Source organism: Pseudomonas chlororaphis, from assembly GCF_001921865.1.
GTDB classification, from domain to species: Bacteria; Pseudomonadota; Gammaproteobacteria; order Pseudomonadales; family Pseudomonadaceae; genus Aquipseudomonas; species Aquipseudomonas chlororaphis_D.
Map to the genome: position 1 here is coordinate 28,282 of NZ_MSCT01000016.1, position 16,148 is coordinate 44,429.

Annotated in this window: 15 protein-coding genes and 1 tRNA gene; 7 read left to right on the plus strand and 9 right to left on the minus strand. The window is 62.3% G+C overall.

Going from position 1 to position 16,148, the window contains the following annotated elements; translation table 11 throughout:
• Nucleotides 1–292 precede the first annotated feature (292 nt).
• Nucleotides 293–1,918 (plus strand): NADP-dependent glyceraldehyde-3-phosphate dehydrogenase, encoded by a 1,626-nt coding sequence (locus BTN82_RS18100; protein WP_075120489.1) that lies wholly within the window; start codon nt 293–295, stop codon nt 1,916–1,918.
• Between the two features lie 62 nt (nt 1,919–1,980).
• Nucleotides 1,981–3,021 (plus strand): FUSC family protein, encoded by a 1,041-nt coding sequence (locus BTN82_RS18105; protein ID WP_075120490.1) that lies wholly within the window; start codon nt 1,981–1,983, stop codon nt 3,019–3,021.
• 13 nt (nt 3,022–3,034) lie between these two features.
• Here the strand turns inward: BTN82_RS18105 and BTN82_RS18110 are convergent, their stop codons facing one another.
• From BTN82_RS18110 to BTN82_RS18120, 3 genes are all read right to left on the minus strand, one after another.
• Nucleotides 3,035–3,988 carry a Dyp-type peroxidase gene (locus BTN82_RS18110; RefSeq protein ID WP_075120491.1) on the minus strand — a complete coding sequence of 318 codons (954 nt, stop codon included), beginning with the start codon at nt 3,986–3,988 and terminating at the stop codon, nt 3,035–3,037.
• A gap of 156 nt (nt 3,989–4,144) precedes the next feature.
• On the minus strand, nt 4,145–6,418 hold the full coding sequence (locus tag BTN82_RS18115; protein WP_075120492.1) for an FdhF/YdeP family oxidoreductase: 2,274 nt from the start codon (nt 6,416–6,418) through the stop codon (nt 4,145–4,147).
• Between the two features lie 364 nt (nt 6,419–6,782).
• Nucleotides 6,783–7,679, minus strand: a complete 897-nt coding sequence (locus tag BTN82_RS18120; protein WP_075120570.1) for a DMT family transporter — start codon at nt 7,677–7,679, stop codon at nt 6,783–6,785.
• A gap of 132 nt (nt 7,680–7,811) precedes the next feature.
• On the opposite strand from BTN82_RS18120, the gene BTN82_RS18125 reads away from it, so the two are divergent.
• Nucleotides 7,812–8,249 carry an Lrp/AsnC family transcriptional regulator gene (locus BTN82_RS18125; protein WP_075120493.1) on the plus strand — a complete coding sequence of 146 codons (438 nt, stop codon included), beginning with the start codon at nt 7,812–7,814 and terminating at the stop codon, nt 8,247–8,249.
• Between the two features lie 72 nt (nt 8,250–8,321).
• Nucleotides 8,322–8,651, plus strand: a complete 330-nt coding sequence (locus BTN82_RS18130; protein ID WP_075120494.1) for a YceK/YidQ family lipoprotein — start codon at nt 8,322–8,324, stop codon at nt 8,649–8,651.
• An 88-nt stretch (nt 8,652–8,739) separates the two neighbouring features.
• Here BTN82_RS18130 and BTN82_RS18135 read toward each other — a convergent pair whose 3' ends face one another.
• A complete protein-coding gene (locus tag BTN82_RS18135; RefSeq protein WP_044463823.1) occupies nt 8,740–9,411 on the minus strand; it encodes a Bax inhibitor-1/YccA family protein in 672 nt (223 codons plus the stop codon).
• Nucleotides 9,412–9,534: 123 nt separating this feature from the next.
• Between BTN82_RS18135 and BTN82_RS18140 the strand changes: the two genes are divergently transcribed.
• Both BTN82_RS18140 and BTN82_RS18145 read left to right on the plus strand, forming a co-directional pair.
• A tRNA-Ser gene (locus BTN82_RS18140) sits at nt 9,535–9,622 on the plus strand.
• Between the two features lie 603 nt (nt 9,623–10,225).
• Nucleotides 10,226–10,495, plus strand: coding sequence for a hypothetical protein (locus BTN82_RS18145; protein ID WP_075120495.1), 270 nt, complete (start codon nt 10,226–10,228; stop codon nt 10,493–10,495).
• A 235-nt stretch (nt 10,496–10,730) separates the two neighbouring features.
• Here the strand turns inward: BTN82_RS18145 and BTN82_RS18150 are convergent, their stop codons facing one another.
• From BTN82_RS18150 to BTN82_RS18165, 4 genes are all read right to left on the minus strand, one after another.
• Nucleotides 10,731–11,147: a bleomycin resistance protein gene (locus BTN82_RS18150; RefSeq protein ID WP_075120496.1), complete on the minus strand. Its 417-nt coding sequence runs from the start codon at nt 11,145–11,147 to the stop codon at nt 10,731–10,733.
• 87 nt (nt 11,148–11,234) lie between these two features.
• The gene (locus BTN82_RS18155; protein ID WP_075120497.1) at nt 11,235–11,471 is read right to left on the minus strand and encodes a hypothetical protein; all 237 of its coding nucleotides are present in this window, start codon (nt 11,469–11,471) and stop codon (nt 11,235–11,237) included.
• A 160-nt stretch (nt 11,472–11,631) separates the two neighbouring features.
• Nucleotides 11,632–11,985 carry a hypothetical protein gene (locus BTN82_RS18160; protein ID WP_075120498.1) on the minus strand — a complete coding sequence of 118 codons (354 nt, stop codon included), beginning with the start codon at nt 11,983–11,985 and terminating at the stop codon, nt 11,632–11,634.
• A 165-nt stretch (nt 11,986–12,150) separates the two neighbouring features.
• The gene (locus BTN82_RS18165) at nt 12,151–13,722 is read right to left on the minus strand and encodes a murein L,D-transpeptidase (protein WP_075120571.1); all 1,572 of its coding nucleotides are present in this window, start codon (nt 13,720–13,722) and stop codon (nt 12,151–12,153) included.
• 140 nt (nt 13,723–13,862) lie between these two features.
• Here BTN82_RS18165 and BTN82_RS18170 point away from each other — a divergent pair, with 140 nt between their 5' ends.
• Complete coding sequence (locus BTN82_RS18170; protein ID WP_075120499.1) at nt 13,863–14,576, plus strand: murein L,D-transpeptidase catalytic domain family protein; 714 nt, start codon at nt 13,863–13,865, stop codon at nt 14,574–14,576.
• 14 nt (nt 14,577–14,590) lie between these two features.
• Here BTN82_RS18170 and BTN82_RS18175 read toward each other — a convergent pair whose 3' ends face one another.
• Nucleotides 14,591–15,946 (minus strand): HD domain-containing phosphohydrolase, encoded by a 1,356-nt coding sequence (locus BTN82_RS18175; RefSeq protein ID WP_075120500.1) that lies wholly within the window; start codon nt 15,944–15,946, stop codon nt 14,591–14,593.
• Nucleotides 15,947–16,148 lie beyond the last annotated feature (202 nt).

The window sequence follows — 16,148 nt, forward strand, 5'->3', positions numbered from 1 at the left end:
CCGCCATTTTGGCCCAGCTTTTTTGCTAAGGGCCTGGACAAAAAGTCGGCGAGCGAAGGCCAGGCAAGGCAAAAACAGGCGAAGAAGCGGAGTTTAGGCTCCTAAATGAGCATTCTGAGCCTGTTTTTAACGCAGCATGGCCGAGCACAGCCACTTTTTGTACAGAGCCCAAGACCCGAGACGCCAGGGCGTATACCCGTAGAAACATCCCTGGAGACCCGTCTCGACCGTCAGCACCGGCCCGCTCCCCGGCCCGCCGGTGCCTTGCCCATCGCCATTACGGAATAGAGTCATGACCACAGCCTCTTTGTTGAACACGCTGTTTCCCGTTGCCGCCGATATTCCCGAGCAATACCGCCTGGACGGCCAGGTCGAGCAACGCGAGTACCTGGTCGACGGCCAGTTGCACACCTGGAACGGGCCCCTGGCCCTGGTCCGCAGCCCGGTGTACCTGAGCACCGCCGCCGGCGACGAACAGGTGATCCTCGGCAGCACCCCGCTGCTCGACGCCGACACCGCCCTGACTGCCCTCGACGCCGCCGTGCGTGCCTACGACCGTGGCCAGGGCGCCTGGCCGACGATGCGCGTGGCCGAACGCATCCAGCACGTCGAAGCCTTTCTCGGGCGCATGCGCGAACAGCGCTCGGCAGTGGTCAAGCTGCTGATGTGGGAAATCGGCAAGAACCTCAAGGACTCGGAAAAAGAGTTCGACCGCACCTGCGACTACATCGTCGACACCATCAACGCCCTCAAGGAACTCGACCGCCGCTCCAGCCGCTTCGAGCTGGAGCAGGACACCCTCGGCCAGATCCGTCGCGTGCCGCTGGGCGTGGCGCTGTGCATGGGCCCGTACAACTACCCGCTGAACGAAACCTTCACCACCTTGATCCCCGCGCTGATCATGGGCAACACCGTGGTGTTCAAGCCAGCCAAGTTCGGCGTGCTGCTGATCCGTCCGCTGCTGGAAGCCTTCCGTGACAGCTTCCCGGCCGGGGTGATCAACGTGATCTACGGCAGCGGCCGGGAAACCGTCAGCGCGCTGATGGCCAGCGGCAAGATCGACATCTTCGCCTTCATCGGCACCAACAAGGCCGCCAGCGACCTGAAAAAACTCCACCCCAAGCCGCATCGCCTGCGCGCCGCCCTGGGCCTGGACGCGAAAAACCCCGGCATCGTCCTGCCGCAAGTCGACCTGGATAACGCGGTCAACGAAGCGGTCACCGGCTCGCTGTCGTTCAACGGGCAACGCTGCACCGCGCTGAAAATCCTCTTCGTCCATGAAAGCGTGGTCGAGGCCTTCATCGAGAAATTCAACGCCAAGCTGCTCAGCCTCAAGCCCGGCATGCCCTGGGAGCCGGGCGTGGCGCTGACGCCGCTGCCGGAGTCGGGCAAGGTCGACTACCTGCACGCGCTGGTGGCCGATGCCGTCGCCAAGGGCGCCAAGGTGGTCAACCCCGGCGGCGGCGAAGCGCGGGCCTCGTTCTTCTACCCGGCGGTGCTGTACCCGGTGAACAGCCAGATGCGCGTGTACCAGGAGGAGCAGTTCGGGCCGGTGGTGCCGATCGTGCCCTACCGCGACCTGGAAACGGTGATCGACTACGTCCTGGAATCGGACTTCGGCCAGCAGCTGAGCATCTTCGGCACCGAGCCTGCGGAGGTCGGGCCGCTGGTGGACGCCTTCGCCAACCAGGTCGGGCGGATCAATCTCAACGCCCAGTGCCAGCGCGGCCCGGACACCTACCCGTTCAACGGGCGCAAGAACTCCGCCGAGGGCACGCTGTCTGTGCATGACGCGTTGCGCACCTTCTCGATCCGCACCCTGGTGGCCACCAAGTTCCAGGAGAGCAACAAGGCGCTGATCAGCGACATCATCCGTAACCGGGAGTCGAGCTTCCTGACCACCGATTACATTTTCTAGAACAAGGAGAGCTCCCTCTGGACCTGCTGAACCGTTGGCGCTCCTGGCGCCTGCCGCCGCTGTTGCGCCGACTCCTGCTGCCGGTGCTGGACCCGTACCGGCGCTACCGGTACGCCAAGCTGATCCACGCGGTACGCGTGGCCCTGGGACTGCTGGCCACCATCGGCCTGACCACCGGCCTCAATCTGCCTCACGGCGAATGGGCGTCGGTGACCATGCTGGTGGTGATCGGCGGTTTGCAGCACCACGGCAATATCGGCAAGAAGGCCGCGGAACGGGCCATCGGCACCCTGGTCGGCGCGGGCGTCGGCCTGGTGCTGGTGGTGCAGCAGGACTACCTGGGCCTGCCGTGGTTGACCTACCTGGGCATGTCGGCGGTGTGCGGCTACTTCTCCTATCACGCCATCGGCAAGGGCGGCTACACCGCACTGCTGGCGGCGATCACCGTCTTCATCGTCGCCGGCCACGGCGACAACCACGTCAGCGACGGCCTGTGGCGCGCGGTCGATATCCTGATCGGCATCGCCCTGGCCCTGGCGTTTTCCTTCGCCATCCCGCTGTACGCGGTGTATTCCTGGCGCTACAACCTGGCCAGCGCCTTGCGCGACTGCGCCACCCTCTACGGACGCATCATCGGCGGCCAGTCGATGACTGACGACGAACACCTGAAACTCCTCGGACGCCTCAACGGCAAGCTGCTGCAACTGCGCTCGCTGATGCCTTCGGTGTCCAAGGAAGTGCGGATCTCCATGACCGAACTGGACGCCATCCAGCGCAACCTGCGCATGTGTTTCAGCACCCTGGAAATCCTCGGCAACACCCGCCCGGACCTCAGCGAGCCGCAGGCCCGCGAGCAGTTGCAAGCGGTCTTGAAACACGAGCACCGCCAGGTGCGGGTACAGCTGGTCGGCATGGCCCGCGCCCTGCAATCCGGCGCCACCAAACGCCTGGGGCGGCCCCTGGATGGGCCGCCGGCCTCAACGTCCGACACCCGGGTCTACAGCGCGCTCGACGGCTACCGCCTGCTGACCCGGCAACTGGTGGCCAACCTCAACGAGATGCGCCAGCGCCTGGCAAAAACCGCCGAACACTGGAAGATCTGAGCGCGCGGCCGGATCAGGGCTGCCGTTCGGCCAGCGCTTCCAGCAGGTCGGCCGAAGGCACGAAGAACAGGCCGCCGGTGACCGCGGTGCTGAAATCCAGCAGGCGGTCATAGTTGCCCGCCGGCCGGCCGACAAACATGTTTTCCAGCATCAGTTCCAGAGGTTCCGGCGAACGCGCGTAGCCGATGAAATAGGTGCCGAACTCCCCTGCCCCCGGCCGGCCGAACGGCATGTTGTCGCGCAAGATCTTCACCTCCTCACCGTCCTTGGTGATGGTGGTCAAGGCACTGTGGGAAGAGCTCGGCTTGACCGAATCGTCGAGCTCGATATCGGCCAGCTTGGTGCGGCCGATCACCCGTTCCTGGGCCTCGACCGACAGATCGTTCCAGGCGTTCATGTTGTGCAGGTACTTCTGCACCAGCACGTAACTGCCGCCCCTGAAGGACGGATCTTCATCGCCGACCAGGGTGAACTCAACGGCCTTGCGCCCCACCGGATTCTCCGTGCCGTCGACGAAACCGATGATGCTGCGCATATCGAAGTAGCGGAACCCCTGCACCTCGTCGACCACCGCGATCGCCTCGCCCAGGGCCGAGATCAACTGCGTGGCCAATTCGAAACACAGGTCCATCTGGTCCGCGCGAATGTGCAGCAGGATATCGCCAGGCGTCGCCGGTGCGCGACGTTCTGGCGGGCCGAACTCGCGAAAGCCATGCAGCGAGGCCGGGCGCGGACCGCCGAAAAGCCGGTCCCAGGCCGTCGAACCGAAGCCGCAGACGCACGACAGATTTCCCGCGGGAACCCGCTTGCCGACCGATCGCGTGAGGCCCGCGACGTCTTCGCACCAGCCACGGACCTTGGCGGCAGCATCGTCGCCGGGGGCCAGGGTGGCGACGAGAAAGATCGCGCTACGGGTAATCGGGTTGCAGACCGATTGCGGCTCGGGACTGGCGTCGGCTAGAGGCATGTTCTGTACTCGACGGAGCGGGATGGGAGAATCGCAGAGTAGCAAACAATCGCTGCCCTGCCGTCGCCCTGGCGCAGGGCAACACGCCTTGCGCCACGGAAATCTGTCCAGGGAAAAAGGGCGCCTTACGCGCCCGCCTTCCCTGGATCGCCCTGGTCAGTTCGGCACCGAGCGCACAATCCGCACCGGGATCGATTTGTAGGACGGCGTCCCGCTGTCCACATCGATGTAGTCCAATGGGACCAACTGGTTGGCTTCCGGGTAATAGGCCGCGACCGTGCCGGGGGAAATCTTGTATTCGATCGCGGTGATTTTCTCGTAGCGCAGCTTGCGGCCCCGGGTGACCGTCTCGATATCCACCAGGTCGCCGTGGGCCAGGCCACGGGCATCCAGGTCCGCCGGGTTCATGAACAGCACGTCGCGCCGGCCGAACACCCCGCGGTAACGATCGTCCATGGCATAAATGGTGGTGTTGTACTGGTCATGGCTGCGGAGGGTGATCAGGCGCAGCACGTCCGCGCCATCGACCACCTTGTCTTCGTGCAGCCCGGGAAAGACAAAGAACTCGGCCTTGCCTGACGGGGTCAGCCAGATGCGCTCGGTGGGCGGCAACGGCATGCGGAACCCGCCCGGCACGCGAATGCGCTGGTTGAACGCTTCGAAGCCGGGCACCGTTTTCTCGATCAGGTCGCGGATCTTGTCGTAGTCGGCCACCAGTGCCTGCCAGGGCACCTTGGTGTCCGGCAGCGTGGCCTGGGCGATGCCGGCCACTATCGCCGGCTCCGAGCGCAGGAACTCGGAGGCCGGGGTCAGCTTGCCAGCCGAGGCGTGAACCATCGACATCGAGTCCTCGACGGTGATCGACTGCCGCATCCCGTCCTGCACATCCAGTTCGGTGCGCCCCAGGCAAGGGAACAGATAGGACTCCCTGGCGACCAGCAGGTGGGAGCGATTGAGCTTGGTGCCGATATGCACGCTCAAGTCGAGCTTGCCCATGGCCGGAAAACACTGGCCCGGATCGGGCAAGGCGACGGCGAAGTTGCCTCCCAGGCAAATCAGCGCCTTGGCCGTGCCCGCGATCATGGCCTGCATCGCCTGTACCGCATCGTGACCGTGGGTCGCTGGCGGCTTGAAGCCGAACACGTTCTCGAGCCTGTCGAGAAACGCCTGCGACGGCTTCTCGGTAATGCCCACTGTCCTGTTGCCCTGGACATTGGAATGGCCGCGCAACGGGCAAATGCCCGCCCCAGGCTTGCCAAGGTTGCCGCGCAACATCAGCAGGTCACAGATCAGCCGGACATTGGCCGTGCCTTCGTTGTGCTGGGTGATGCCCATGCCGTAGGTGACGATGGTGGCGTTGGATTTTGCGTAGGCGGCGGCGACCTTTTCCAGCTCGGCCTGGCGTAGGCCGCTGGCTTGTTCTATATCGGGCCAGGCCGTGGCATGCAGATCGGCCACCAACGCATCGAAACCCCGGGTGTGCCGGGCGATGAAATCGTGGTCGAGGACTTCGCCCACCGTTCGTTCCAGCTCCAGCAGCGCCTTCATGATCCCCTTGATGGCCGCCGCGTCGCCTCCGGCCTTGACCTGAAAGTAGGACGAAGCGATCCGGGTAGAACCGTAAGTCGCCATTTCAATCATGTTCTGCGGATCGGCAAACCGCTCGAGCGCCCGTTCGCGCAGCGGATTGAAGACCATGATCGGTACCTTGCGCCGCGAGGCTTCGTGCAGCGTGCCCATCATCCGCGGGTGGTTGGTGCCGGGGTTGTGGCCAATGGAGATGATCAGTTCGCACACATCGAAGTCGTCCAGCGACACCGTACCCTTGCCGATACCAATGGATCGCGGCAGCCCGACGCTGGTCGGCTCGTGGCACATGTTGGAACAATCGGGAAAGTTGTTGCTGCCGTATTCCCGGATGAACAGCTGATACAGATACGCCGCTTCATTGGAGGCCCTGCCGGAGGTGTAGAACTCGGCCTGCTCTGGCTGCAGCCCACGGAGTATCTCGCCTATTCGCGCGAACGCCGTCTCCCATTCGACGGGTTGGTAGGTATCGCTGGCACGGTCATAGACCAAGGGATGGGTGATGCGCCCCAGGTCCTCCAGTTCGTAATCGCTGCGCCGCAATAACGCGGCGACCGGATGGCTGGCGAAGAATTCCGGGGTGACTCGCTTGTTGGTCGCCTCCCAGGTCACCGCCTTGGCGCCGTTTTCACAGAACTGGAAGGTGGATTTGTGCTCCTTGTCGGGCCAGGCGCAGCCCGGACAATCGAAGCCGTCCGGCTGGTTGGTGCGCATCAGGGTGATGGGCGCCATCAGCGTATCCATCTGCTCTCGAACCGCCGTCGCGGTGGCCTTGAGAGCCCCCCAGCCGCCCGCCGGGCCGTCGTAGTCACGAATACCGGGTACTTTGCGTCGAGTCGTCATGACCGTTCCCCCCTACGCCCGCGCCGTAGAAGGCGAGAGCCGTCGCTTGCCTGGAATGCGCCGCCGCGGCGGCATTCGGTAACGATCTGCCTGGCCGAATCGAGGACAGCAGATGTCACACCTGCACAGCAAAAAAGACAGGCGACCCCGAATCGGGCTTGAGGGTTTGCAACCGTTGAATCAATAACGAGGGGCTACGCTTGAATCTTTCACCGTGATCTAAAACCTTAGTGGCGCATACCCACCTGTCAAGGCAACAAACTGCTGGAAAATCGGCTAGTTACTTCTCATTTGCACCTACCATAAGCAGGTGCTATTGCTGCCTTTCGGCGGTCGCTTGCCTGCTTCCGGGTTACGCGACGCGCTACTGCGCCGCCGCCCGCCGGCGCCCGCCCAGGCTCCAACCTTGCTGCATCCCGGCCGCCGCCAGCAGGATGGCGACCACGCCGACCCATTGCAGCAACTCCAGGCGATGGCCGAAGGCGAACCAGTCGACGAAGATCGCCGCGATCGGGTAGATGAACGACAGCGCGCCGGTCAGCGCGGTCGGCAGTTTCTGAATCGCCCCGTACAGCAGCACGTACATCACCCCGGTGTGCACAATGCCCAGGGTCAGCAGGCTGGCCCAGGCGCCGGGCGCGTCGGGCAGCGCGGAGAAGTTGGCCCAGGGCGCCAGCAACAGCACGCCGGTGCAGACCTGGATCAACGCGATCAGGTGCGGCGGCGTGCCGGTCAGGCGCTTGATCAGCAGCGCGGCGAAGGCGTACAGCAGGGCTGCGCCCAAGGCCAGGGCGATCCCCAGCAGATAGTCGTTGCCGCCTGCGCCCTGCCCGCCGTGGGCGCTGACGATCGCCAGCATTCCGGCAAAGGAAATGCTCAGCCAGAACAGCTTCTGCGCGGTGATCTTCTCGCCGAGAAACAGCGCCGCCAGCCCCACCAGCATGAACGGCTGGACGTTGTAGACTGCGGTGCCGATGGCGATCGAGGCCCGGGAATACGAGGCGAACAGCAGCACCCAGTTGCCGACGATGGCGACCCCGCTGAGCACCGCAAGCAGGAAGGTAGTGCGGGTCAGCAGGCCGCGGCGCAAAAAGCCGAAGCCGGCGCAGATCAGCAACAGGGTCGCGGCGCCAAACACGCAGCGCCAGAACACCACGTCCTGCACCGGCTGCCCGGAGACCAGCACGAACCAGCCGATGGTCCCGGAAATCAGCATGGCGGCGGTCATTTCCAGCGAGCCGCGGCGTAACGATTGGTCCATGATCATTCTCCTCAACAAGAGCCAAAAGTATGACAATCGGCTCCTGCACTGCTCAATACGCAACAGCAGGCTAAAATCGACTTGTACCTTTTTTATCAAGGCGACTTTGAGTTTTCACCTAACGAGGTTGGCATGATCGACGAAATTGACCAGGCGCTGATCAGCGCCCTGATGGAAGACTCGCGCCGTTCGCTCAAGGCCCTGGCGCAGATCAGCGGGCTGTCGTCGCCCAGCGTCGCCGAACGCCTGCGGCGCCTGGAGGAACGCGGGGTGCTCAAGGCCTATACCGTGGAAGTCGATCCCCGGTTCTTCGGCTATCAATTGCAGGCCATCGTGCGTATCCGTCCATTGCCGGGGAAATTGCAAGAAGTCGAACGGCAGATCCTGGCCATTGCCGAATTCACCGAATGCGACAAGGTCACGGGCGACGACTGTTTTATCGCACGCCTGCATGTGCGCGACATGGAGCAGTTGGACACCCTGCTCGACCGCCTCAACCACTATGCGGAAACCAATACCGCCATCGTCAAGAAAAGCCCGGTGAAACGGCGGTTGCCGCCAATGGCCTAGACGCGGATTGACAGGCGCCGGATCGGAAAAAAGGTTCTAGACTCCGCCATCATCGACGGAAGGATGCTCGCCATGAAAATCGCTTATGTGTTGCTGCCGGTATTGCTGCTCGCCGGCTGCGGAACCATCGACACGGTATTCAGGGCAGACTCGGTGGCCAGCGAGAAGCTCAAGGAGCGCAAATCCTACTGCGGCGGCGTCCCGCGCATCTACAGCGGCGTGACCTACGACTTCTGCAGCCTGCACGCCCCCGTCCCGGAAAATGGCAGAACGACCATCGGCCCGGCCTCGACCCAAAGCATGCTGATCGACATAGCCTTTTCCAGCGTGCTCGACACCCTGCTGCTGCCCTATACGATTTACCAGCAACAAGCCGACGGCAGCCTGATCATCGCCGACTAGCCCCGAGGCCGGCGCCTGGCTTGGCACCAGATCGCAGACAACAAAAAGCCCGCCGAAGCGGGCTTTCCGGTTTCAGGGCTACGAGGAATCAGTCGTCGCGCCCCATGATGCCGAACAGCTGCAACAAGCTGACGAACAGGTTGTAGATCGAGACATACAGGCTGATGGTCGCCATGATGTAGTTACGCTCGCCGCCATGAATGATGGCGCTGGTCTGGTACAGGATGCTCACCGAGGAAAACAGCACGAAGCCCGCGCTGATCGCCAACTGCAAGCCGCTGATCTGGAAGAACATGCTCGCCAGCACCGCACCCAGCAGGACGAAGAAACCGGCGGTGATGAAACCGCTAAGGAAGCTCATGTCCTTGCGGCTGATCAGCACGTAGGCCGACAGGCCGCCAAATACCAGGGCCGTCATGGCAAAGGCCGAGCTGACCACTTCCGCGCCGCCCTGCATGCCCAGGTAACGGTTGAGGATCGGGCCGAGCAAGAAGCCCATGAAGCCGGTCAGGGCAAATGCCGACACCAGGCCCCAAGCAGAATCGCGCAGCTTGTTGGTGAGGAAGAACAGACCGTAGAAACCGATCAGCACCACGAAGATGTTCGGATAGCCGACCCGCATTTGCTGGGCCACATAAGCCATCACACCGCTGAAGGCGAGAGTGAGTGCGAGCAAGCCGTATGTATTGCGCAGGACGCGGCTAACCTCTAGCTGCTCGGCCTGCACGCCGTTGTTAACTGCGTAATCCTGTTCGCGCATAGCGACACTCCTGTTGGTTTGAAACGTTCAGTGGCAAAGATAATAACAGACGCTCTGCAACACACCATGGAGAGAGTTTGACAGTGTGTTTCATTCAGGTATTATGGCGCCCGCAACAAAAACGGAGGTGTGGCCGAGTGGTTTAAGGCAACGGTCTTGAAAACCGTCGACTGTAACAGGTCCATGAGTTCGAATCCCATCGCCTCCGCCATATTCGTCACGCTAAGGCCCCGATTATTCGGGGCTTTTTCGTTTCTGGCGGATAGATTTCCGATCGCCCCGACACACCGGCGCCCCGTATTTTTTACGACGTTGCACAACTGTCTTTGGCCCTCTGCCGACCAAACCCCATCACTTCACCCAGGCGCCCGACATGTCGCCGACGCCGGCTCTTGATGACAGTTTTATGAATAGCCAACGACATACATCGCGCATGGCTGAATGCGGACATACTTTCCACTGCTGTTTGATAGCTTAAGGCCAGCTCCCGGCATGCCTCAGCAGCACCGCTGACAAGACACGGAAGTCTGGCAGCCATCCCCCAGCGATGGCGTTTTCTATCCAGGGACAAGGATCTGAAGATGGCAACCACCCCCCTATCCTCCAGGACTCCAGGTTCGCGCCAGCCCGCCACTTGACGGCTCGCCTCGCGCAACCCGCGCGCGTATTGGTGTTTTCCCAACGGCCCGGGTCGATGACCAACAAAGCCGTGCGGAACACCCACTTCGCACAATGGATTCCGGAAACCATTCAATAAACGGGGCGAACTCCGAAAAGCCAGACGAGTAGGAACTTATATATGGAGATATATCGTATGTCGGCTCAAGAAAACTTCGTTGGCGGATGGACTCCTTATCACAAACTGACTCCAGAGGATCAGAAAGTATTCGCCGAAGCGCTGGCCGGGTTCGTGGGGGTGAACTACACGCCTGAACTGGTTTCGTCCCAGATCGTCAATGGCACCAACTATCGGTATCAGACGAAAGCGACGTTGCCCGGCTCGCCAAACAGCTGGCAAGCGGTCGTGGAAATCTACGCGCCGCTCAAAGGCAAGCCGCACATTACCCAGATCCACCGGATCTAAGCGCGTCGCCAACCATCGGGTCATGTGAGGATTGCGAGGCCCGATGGTTGCTCACGACACTACGGCCTATTGGTCACGCTAAAGCCCCGATCATTCGGGGCTTTAGCGCTTCTGCAGGATGGAAAGCCTGGCCACGGCATTGACGCCTGAATCGCGATCGCCCCTCCACCGTAATGAAATCGGTAAAGGGCGTGGTGCCAGCAGCACCGTTCAAGCCTCTCGTGCCGTTTGGGAGCTATTTCATTCCTATATCTTGCGCGAAACGAAGCAGGTAGCCATCGGGGTCCAGGACCAGGAAATTCCTCTGGCCAAACTGCCGATCGTTGCTGCGATACCAATGTTCCTCGATGGGCCTCCTGAGTGCATGGCCTGCGGCTTCAAGCGCCGAAACCAGTACAAACGCGTCCGGACACTCAATGGAGAGGTTCATGCCTCGGCCATAGGGAGGCTCCAGGGGCCCCACGCGCCAGGGCGAATCCTCAGGCCAGTCCTGCTCCAGCATGATCTGGCTACCACCAAAGGAGAGAAACGCAAACTTGTCCTCGGGGCGGTCGTACTCGACCCTGAAACCCAACACATCACAATAGAAATAAAGACTCTGCTTCAGGTCCGAAACGATCAGCTCCGGCACCAGGGCGTTCAACTTGAACATGCTTTGGCATCCATTCAGTTCTTTGGCCGGCCAATTTACCCTGATTTTCTGTCATTACCGACCCAGCCAGCACCCAGGCATTACCGGTCATTGAACCTTCTGCCCGGTGCCAATCCTTTTCGCCCTGTCGATTCCCCACTCGAACGCATCCTCCATATCCAGGCCATCCGGGGCCAGATCATTGTCTTCGATGACAATGCGACCATCGGGCTGGTAGATGCCAATGAACATCTTGAGCGAGCCATCCCTGAGGATCTCTGACCTCACCTTGATCGTGCATCCATTTGAAAGCGTTTCGCTGTGATGCAAATGACGCTCGGTCATAGCCGCATCCCTCGGTAAATGAAGTTCGAGTAAGGCACAGCCCTTTGATTCACGCCAGTCGACGGCAACCCCGGCAAGGGTGGAGACGGCATGCGAGATTTTGCGCAGGCAATAAAAAGCCCCGCGCAATGACGGGGCCGGGATTCATCGCTGTCGATACTCAGCCGGCCGGCTTCAACGGCGCCGGACCCGCCATGACATAACGCGACATCAAGTAAGCGACCAGGCCGCCCAAGGCCGCGCCGGCCGCATCGGCCAGAAACAGCGCCAGTTGCGACGCCGAATGCTGATAGACCCTGCACATCGCCACCCAGGCGTTTTCCATGAAGCCGGAAGCCCAGTCCCAGCCACAGGGGTAGACCATCAAAAAGGCCAGGCCGACGAGGGTGACCCACCCGGTAAGCCCCGGGTGGTTGTGCGAGAAGACGAAACGGGCAATTTGGCAGATACCGACAAAAATCCAGGCCGCCAGCATGCTTCTCATGAATTGGTCGAATAACTCGAAAAAGGCCATGACAAGGTACGCAGAAAAATCGACGGTCGATGATAGCGAGTCGCGCCGACATTAAAAACCCGGCGCGATGGCCGGGTCGTGATGAGTGCGGCGCTCCTCGCAGCCCCCTACCCAATGCCCGGCCAAGGCCTGGCGTCGTTAACCGGCTGCGGCCATTCGCGGCCTTCAGGGCTTGCCACCCAGGGCCACCAGCAAGGCCGCGTCCCGGCCGTAGATGTCCGGGGCATAGGACAGCTGGCCATGGCTGTCGGCCTGTGCCGTCCAGTAGGTGAGCAGGATCGGCACCGGCGTGGTCAGCCGGAACTCGTGGGTGAGCCCGGTGCTCAGCAGTTCGTCGGTACGCACCCGCTCCGCCGGGCTCACCAGCAGGTCGCGCAGTTGCAACGCATGCTCGACCCGCACGCAGCCCGAACTGAAGGCCCGCGGCCCCTTGTTGAACAGCGCCTGGCTGGGCGTGTCGTGCAGGTACACCGAGAACGGATTGGGGAAACGGATTGCCATCTGCCCCAGCGGGTTTCTCGGCCCGGCGTCCTGGCGCAGGAGGATATTGCCGGGGTTATCCCAGTCGATATCTTCCACAGCCAAAGGATGCCCCTGGCTATCGAGCACCTGCAGGTTCTGCCGATTGAGGAAGGACTGGTCACGGCGGATCTCCGGCAGCTTGTCTTCGCGGAAAATGGTCGGCGGCACCGTCCAGGTGGGGTTCAGGGTCAGGCGCGTGACCCGGGATTTCAACAAGGGCGTCTGCCGTTCGGCGCGCCCGACCTGGGTCCGGGTCTGCCAGACCGCGACGCCGCCTTGATAGACGGTCAACTGCGCCGCCGCCAGGTTGACCAGCAGGCTGTCGGGTTCCAGGTCCTGGGCCAGCCAGCGGAAACGTTCGAGGTTGATGCGCAACTGTTCGCGGCGCATGTGCGGGCTGATGTTCAATTCGTTCAGGGTTCCCGCACCGAGCACCCCGTCGGCTTGCAGCGAATGGCTCAGCTGGAAGCTTTTTACCGCGCTCACCAGGTCGCTGCTATAGAGGGTGTCGAGCGCCTTGGGCTGCGCGCTCAGATAACCTTCCTTGAACAGCCGTTGCGCCAGTTCCGGTACGCGTGCGTCCTGCATCTGCGGGCGCAGCAGCGGTCCGCTGGCAAGCGGCTGCCAATGGGGCAACGCCAGCAGGCGCTGCTGGGCATAGAGCTGGCGCAGGTTCTGGTAGTGCGCCAGGCTCGGCCGGGCCAAGGCAAAGGCCGCCGCGATGTCCTGCAGACCCGGGCCGGCGATGGCGAGCAGTTGCGCCTGGCGATCCGGTTGCAGCGGCTGGGCGTGCCACATCGGCTCGAAGCGCTCTTGCGGCAGACGACCATAATGCAGGTCATGCAGGGCTTGCAGGTAATGCTGGCTGAGGCTCAGGTCGCTGCACAGCGCATCGCCCGCGGCAACGTCGTCAGGCGAGCGGTAGTGGATCGGGTCCAGGCCGTCGTCGGCCAATTGCTGCAATTGCGCTTGCAACGCCGCCGAACGCTCGCTGGACGACCACAGCAGTTGCTCGCCCTGCTGCTGGTAGAACGCCTGCAACAGACTCTGTGCAGGGGCATCCAGGTGCGCGGCCAGCCCCGGACAGGCCGTGGGCAGGCGAGCGAGCGCCAATTGCACGGGGCTTTCATGATCGGCCGGTACGTCCTGGGCAGTCGCGACCAACGGCGCAGCGAGCAAGAAAAGGCTCAAGTAACATGCGTGTTTTTTGAACAACTGCTTTACTCCAATCATGGCCATCACCTTGATGGCCAACCTCGGCAGTGGCTGCGAACAATATCAAGCCACCGATAACCAGAACTGCCAGGAGAGCGACAGGACGTCAGGAGCCAAAGTGACAGTGGGGACACTCTAGAATGCTGACTTTCTTGCGCCGGCTGTGCCTGGCGATGACCACCCTGGGCGCGATCTGCAGCCCCGCGCTCGCCGCCAGCACTACCCCTTCGCTGCTGTACAACAGCCTCTCCCACGCCGCCCCGGAACTCAATCCCCACGTATTAAAAAGTGCCCTGAGCGCCATGCAATGCGCGGTCAACAGCGGCGCCAGACAAGCCCGGCACCTGGCGGTCATCGATTACTCGCAACCGTCCACGGCCCGCCGCCTGTGGATCTTCGACCTGAATAAACGAACCCTGGTGCTGCGCGACCTGGTCGCCCACGGGCAGAAATCCGGGGAAAACTTCGCCACTCAATTCTCCAATCGCATGGGCAGCTACCAGTCCAGCCTCGGCCTGTTCCGCACCCAGGAAAGCTACGAAGGCGCCCACGGTTATTCGCTGCGCATGGACGGCCTGGAGCCGGGCATCAACGACCTGGCCCGCGACCGCGATATCGTGATCCATGCCGCCGACTATGTGAGCCCGCTGTGGAGCCGGCGCGAGGGTCGGATAGGTCGCAGCCTCGGCTGCCCGGCCGTACGCCCACAGGTGGCTCGCCAGGTCATTGACCGCCTCAAGGACGGCCAGTTCATGTTCTCCTGGTACCCCGACCAGCAGTGGCTCAAATCGTCGCCCTACCTCAATTGCCAGCCACGCCAGGTGGCCAGCATCCTCACCGCCAACGGCGGCTAGCCGGCATTCCAGGCTCAAGCCGTGTCCGAAGCCGCCTGCGGCTCTTCGGGCTCTTTGACGAAAATGCTGTATTTCGCTCCTTCCATCGCTTCGAAGGCGATGAGCTTGTCCACCAGCGGGCCGTTCAGCACCTTGCCGGCATTGAGCAGCAGCATGCCGTTGTCGGCATTCAGGTTGCGCGCCAGGATCATGCCGGCGACCAGGTCCCGGGTGGTCAGGACCTTGACCGTCGGATCGGCCAGGGTGACGTCGCTCAGGTACGCCGCACAGACCCCGACAAAGTCTTCCACCAGGTCGGGGTCGTAGAGTTTTCCGGCGTATTTGCGAATGAACAGCAGCGCCTCGTCGCTGTTCATCTGCCGTTCGAGTATCAACCCGCGTTGCAGCTCGATGAAATCCACCGCCAGTTTGAGCCAACGCGAACCCAGCGGAATCGCCTCGCCCTTGAGATGCTCGGGAAAACCGCTGCCGTCCCAGCGCTCCTGGTGGTGCAGGATGATCCGCGCCGCGTCCTTCATCGGCTCCAGGGTCATCAGCAGCGATTCGCTCTGTTTCGGGTAGGCGCGGTATAGATCGCGTTCGGTGTGGTGCAGCAGATCCGCGGGCGCGCTCATCATGCTGTCGGTCCAGCTCAACTTGCCGATGTTGTACAGCGCGGCGGCCATGGTCATGTCGCGGCTTGCGCTTTCGTCCAGGCCGTGGCGGGTGCAGTAGACGCGAATCAGCTCGATGATCTGGCGGTTGGTCTGCTTGGCCTTGGGCAGGCGCAGGTTCGCCAGCAGGGAGAACACTTCGGTGCCGGTCACGTAGCTGCGCTTGAGCTCTTCATACGCCAGGTCGAGCATGTCGGCGGTCTGTTGCAGCTCGGCGGTGCGCGCCGCGACGTGTTTCTCCAGGGTCGTATTGAGGGTCTTCAGTTGTTCGTTCTGCTCCCGGGTAAGCGTTTCCAGACGCTGGCGCTCGCTCTCGGAATGATGATGGGCCAGGGCCTGGCGCAGGGTCACCAGCATGTCTTCGTCGTTCCAGGGCTTGCTGATGTACCGGTGGATCTGCCCTTCGTTGATGGCCTTGGCGATCAGGGTCATGTCGGCATAGCCGGTGAGCAGGATACGCAGCGTCGACGGATGCCGCTGGTGGATCTGGGCCAGCAGGGTCGCACCATCCATGCCTGGCATGCGCGCGTCGCTCATGACCACGTCGACCGCCCGCTGCCCGAGGATTTCCAGGGCCTTGGCGCCACTGTCGGCCAGCAGGATGTCGTAGGGCTGGCTGCGCAACAGGCGGCGCAAGCTATTGAGAATCGATTCCTCATCGTCCACCAGCAGTACCGTCGGTCTGCCTTGTACCGCCTCGTTTGCACCCTCTTCCATGCCTGCCCCTTCCTTCTCGCATCGATCGGACCCACCGTCTGGAACAGGCTAGATGACTCGCAGCGTTTCGGAGCTGAATTTGCCGCCGTTCGATTAGCGCATACAACAGAGCCTGACTATGCTCAAGCCGAAAATGGATTGCCGTCCAGGCAGCAAAGGAAGCCCGATGAGCTTATATAGAAGGTCCCCGCGCCGGGTCGGA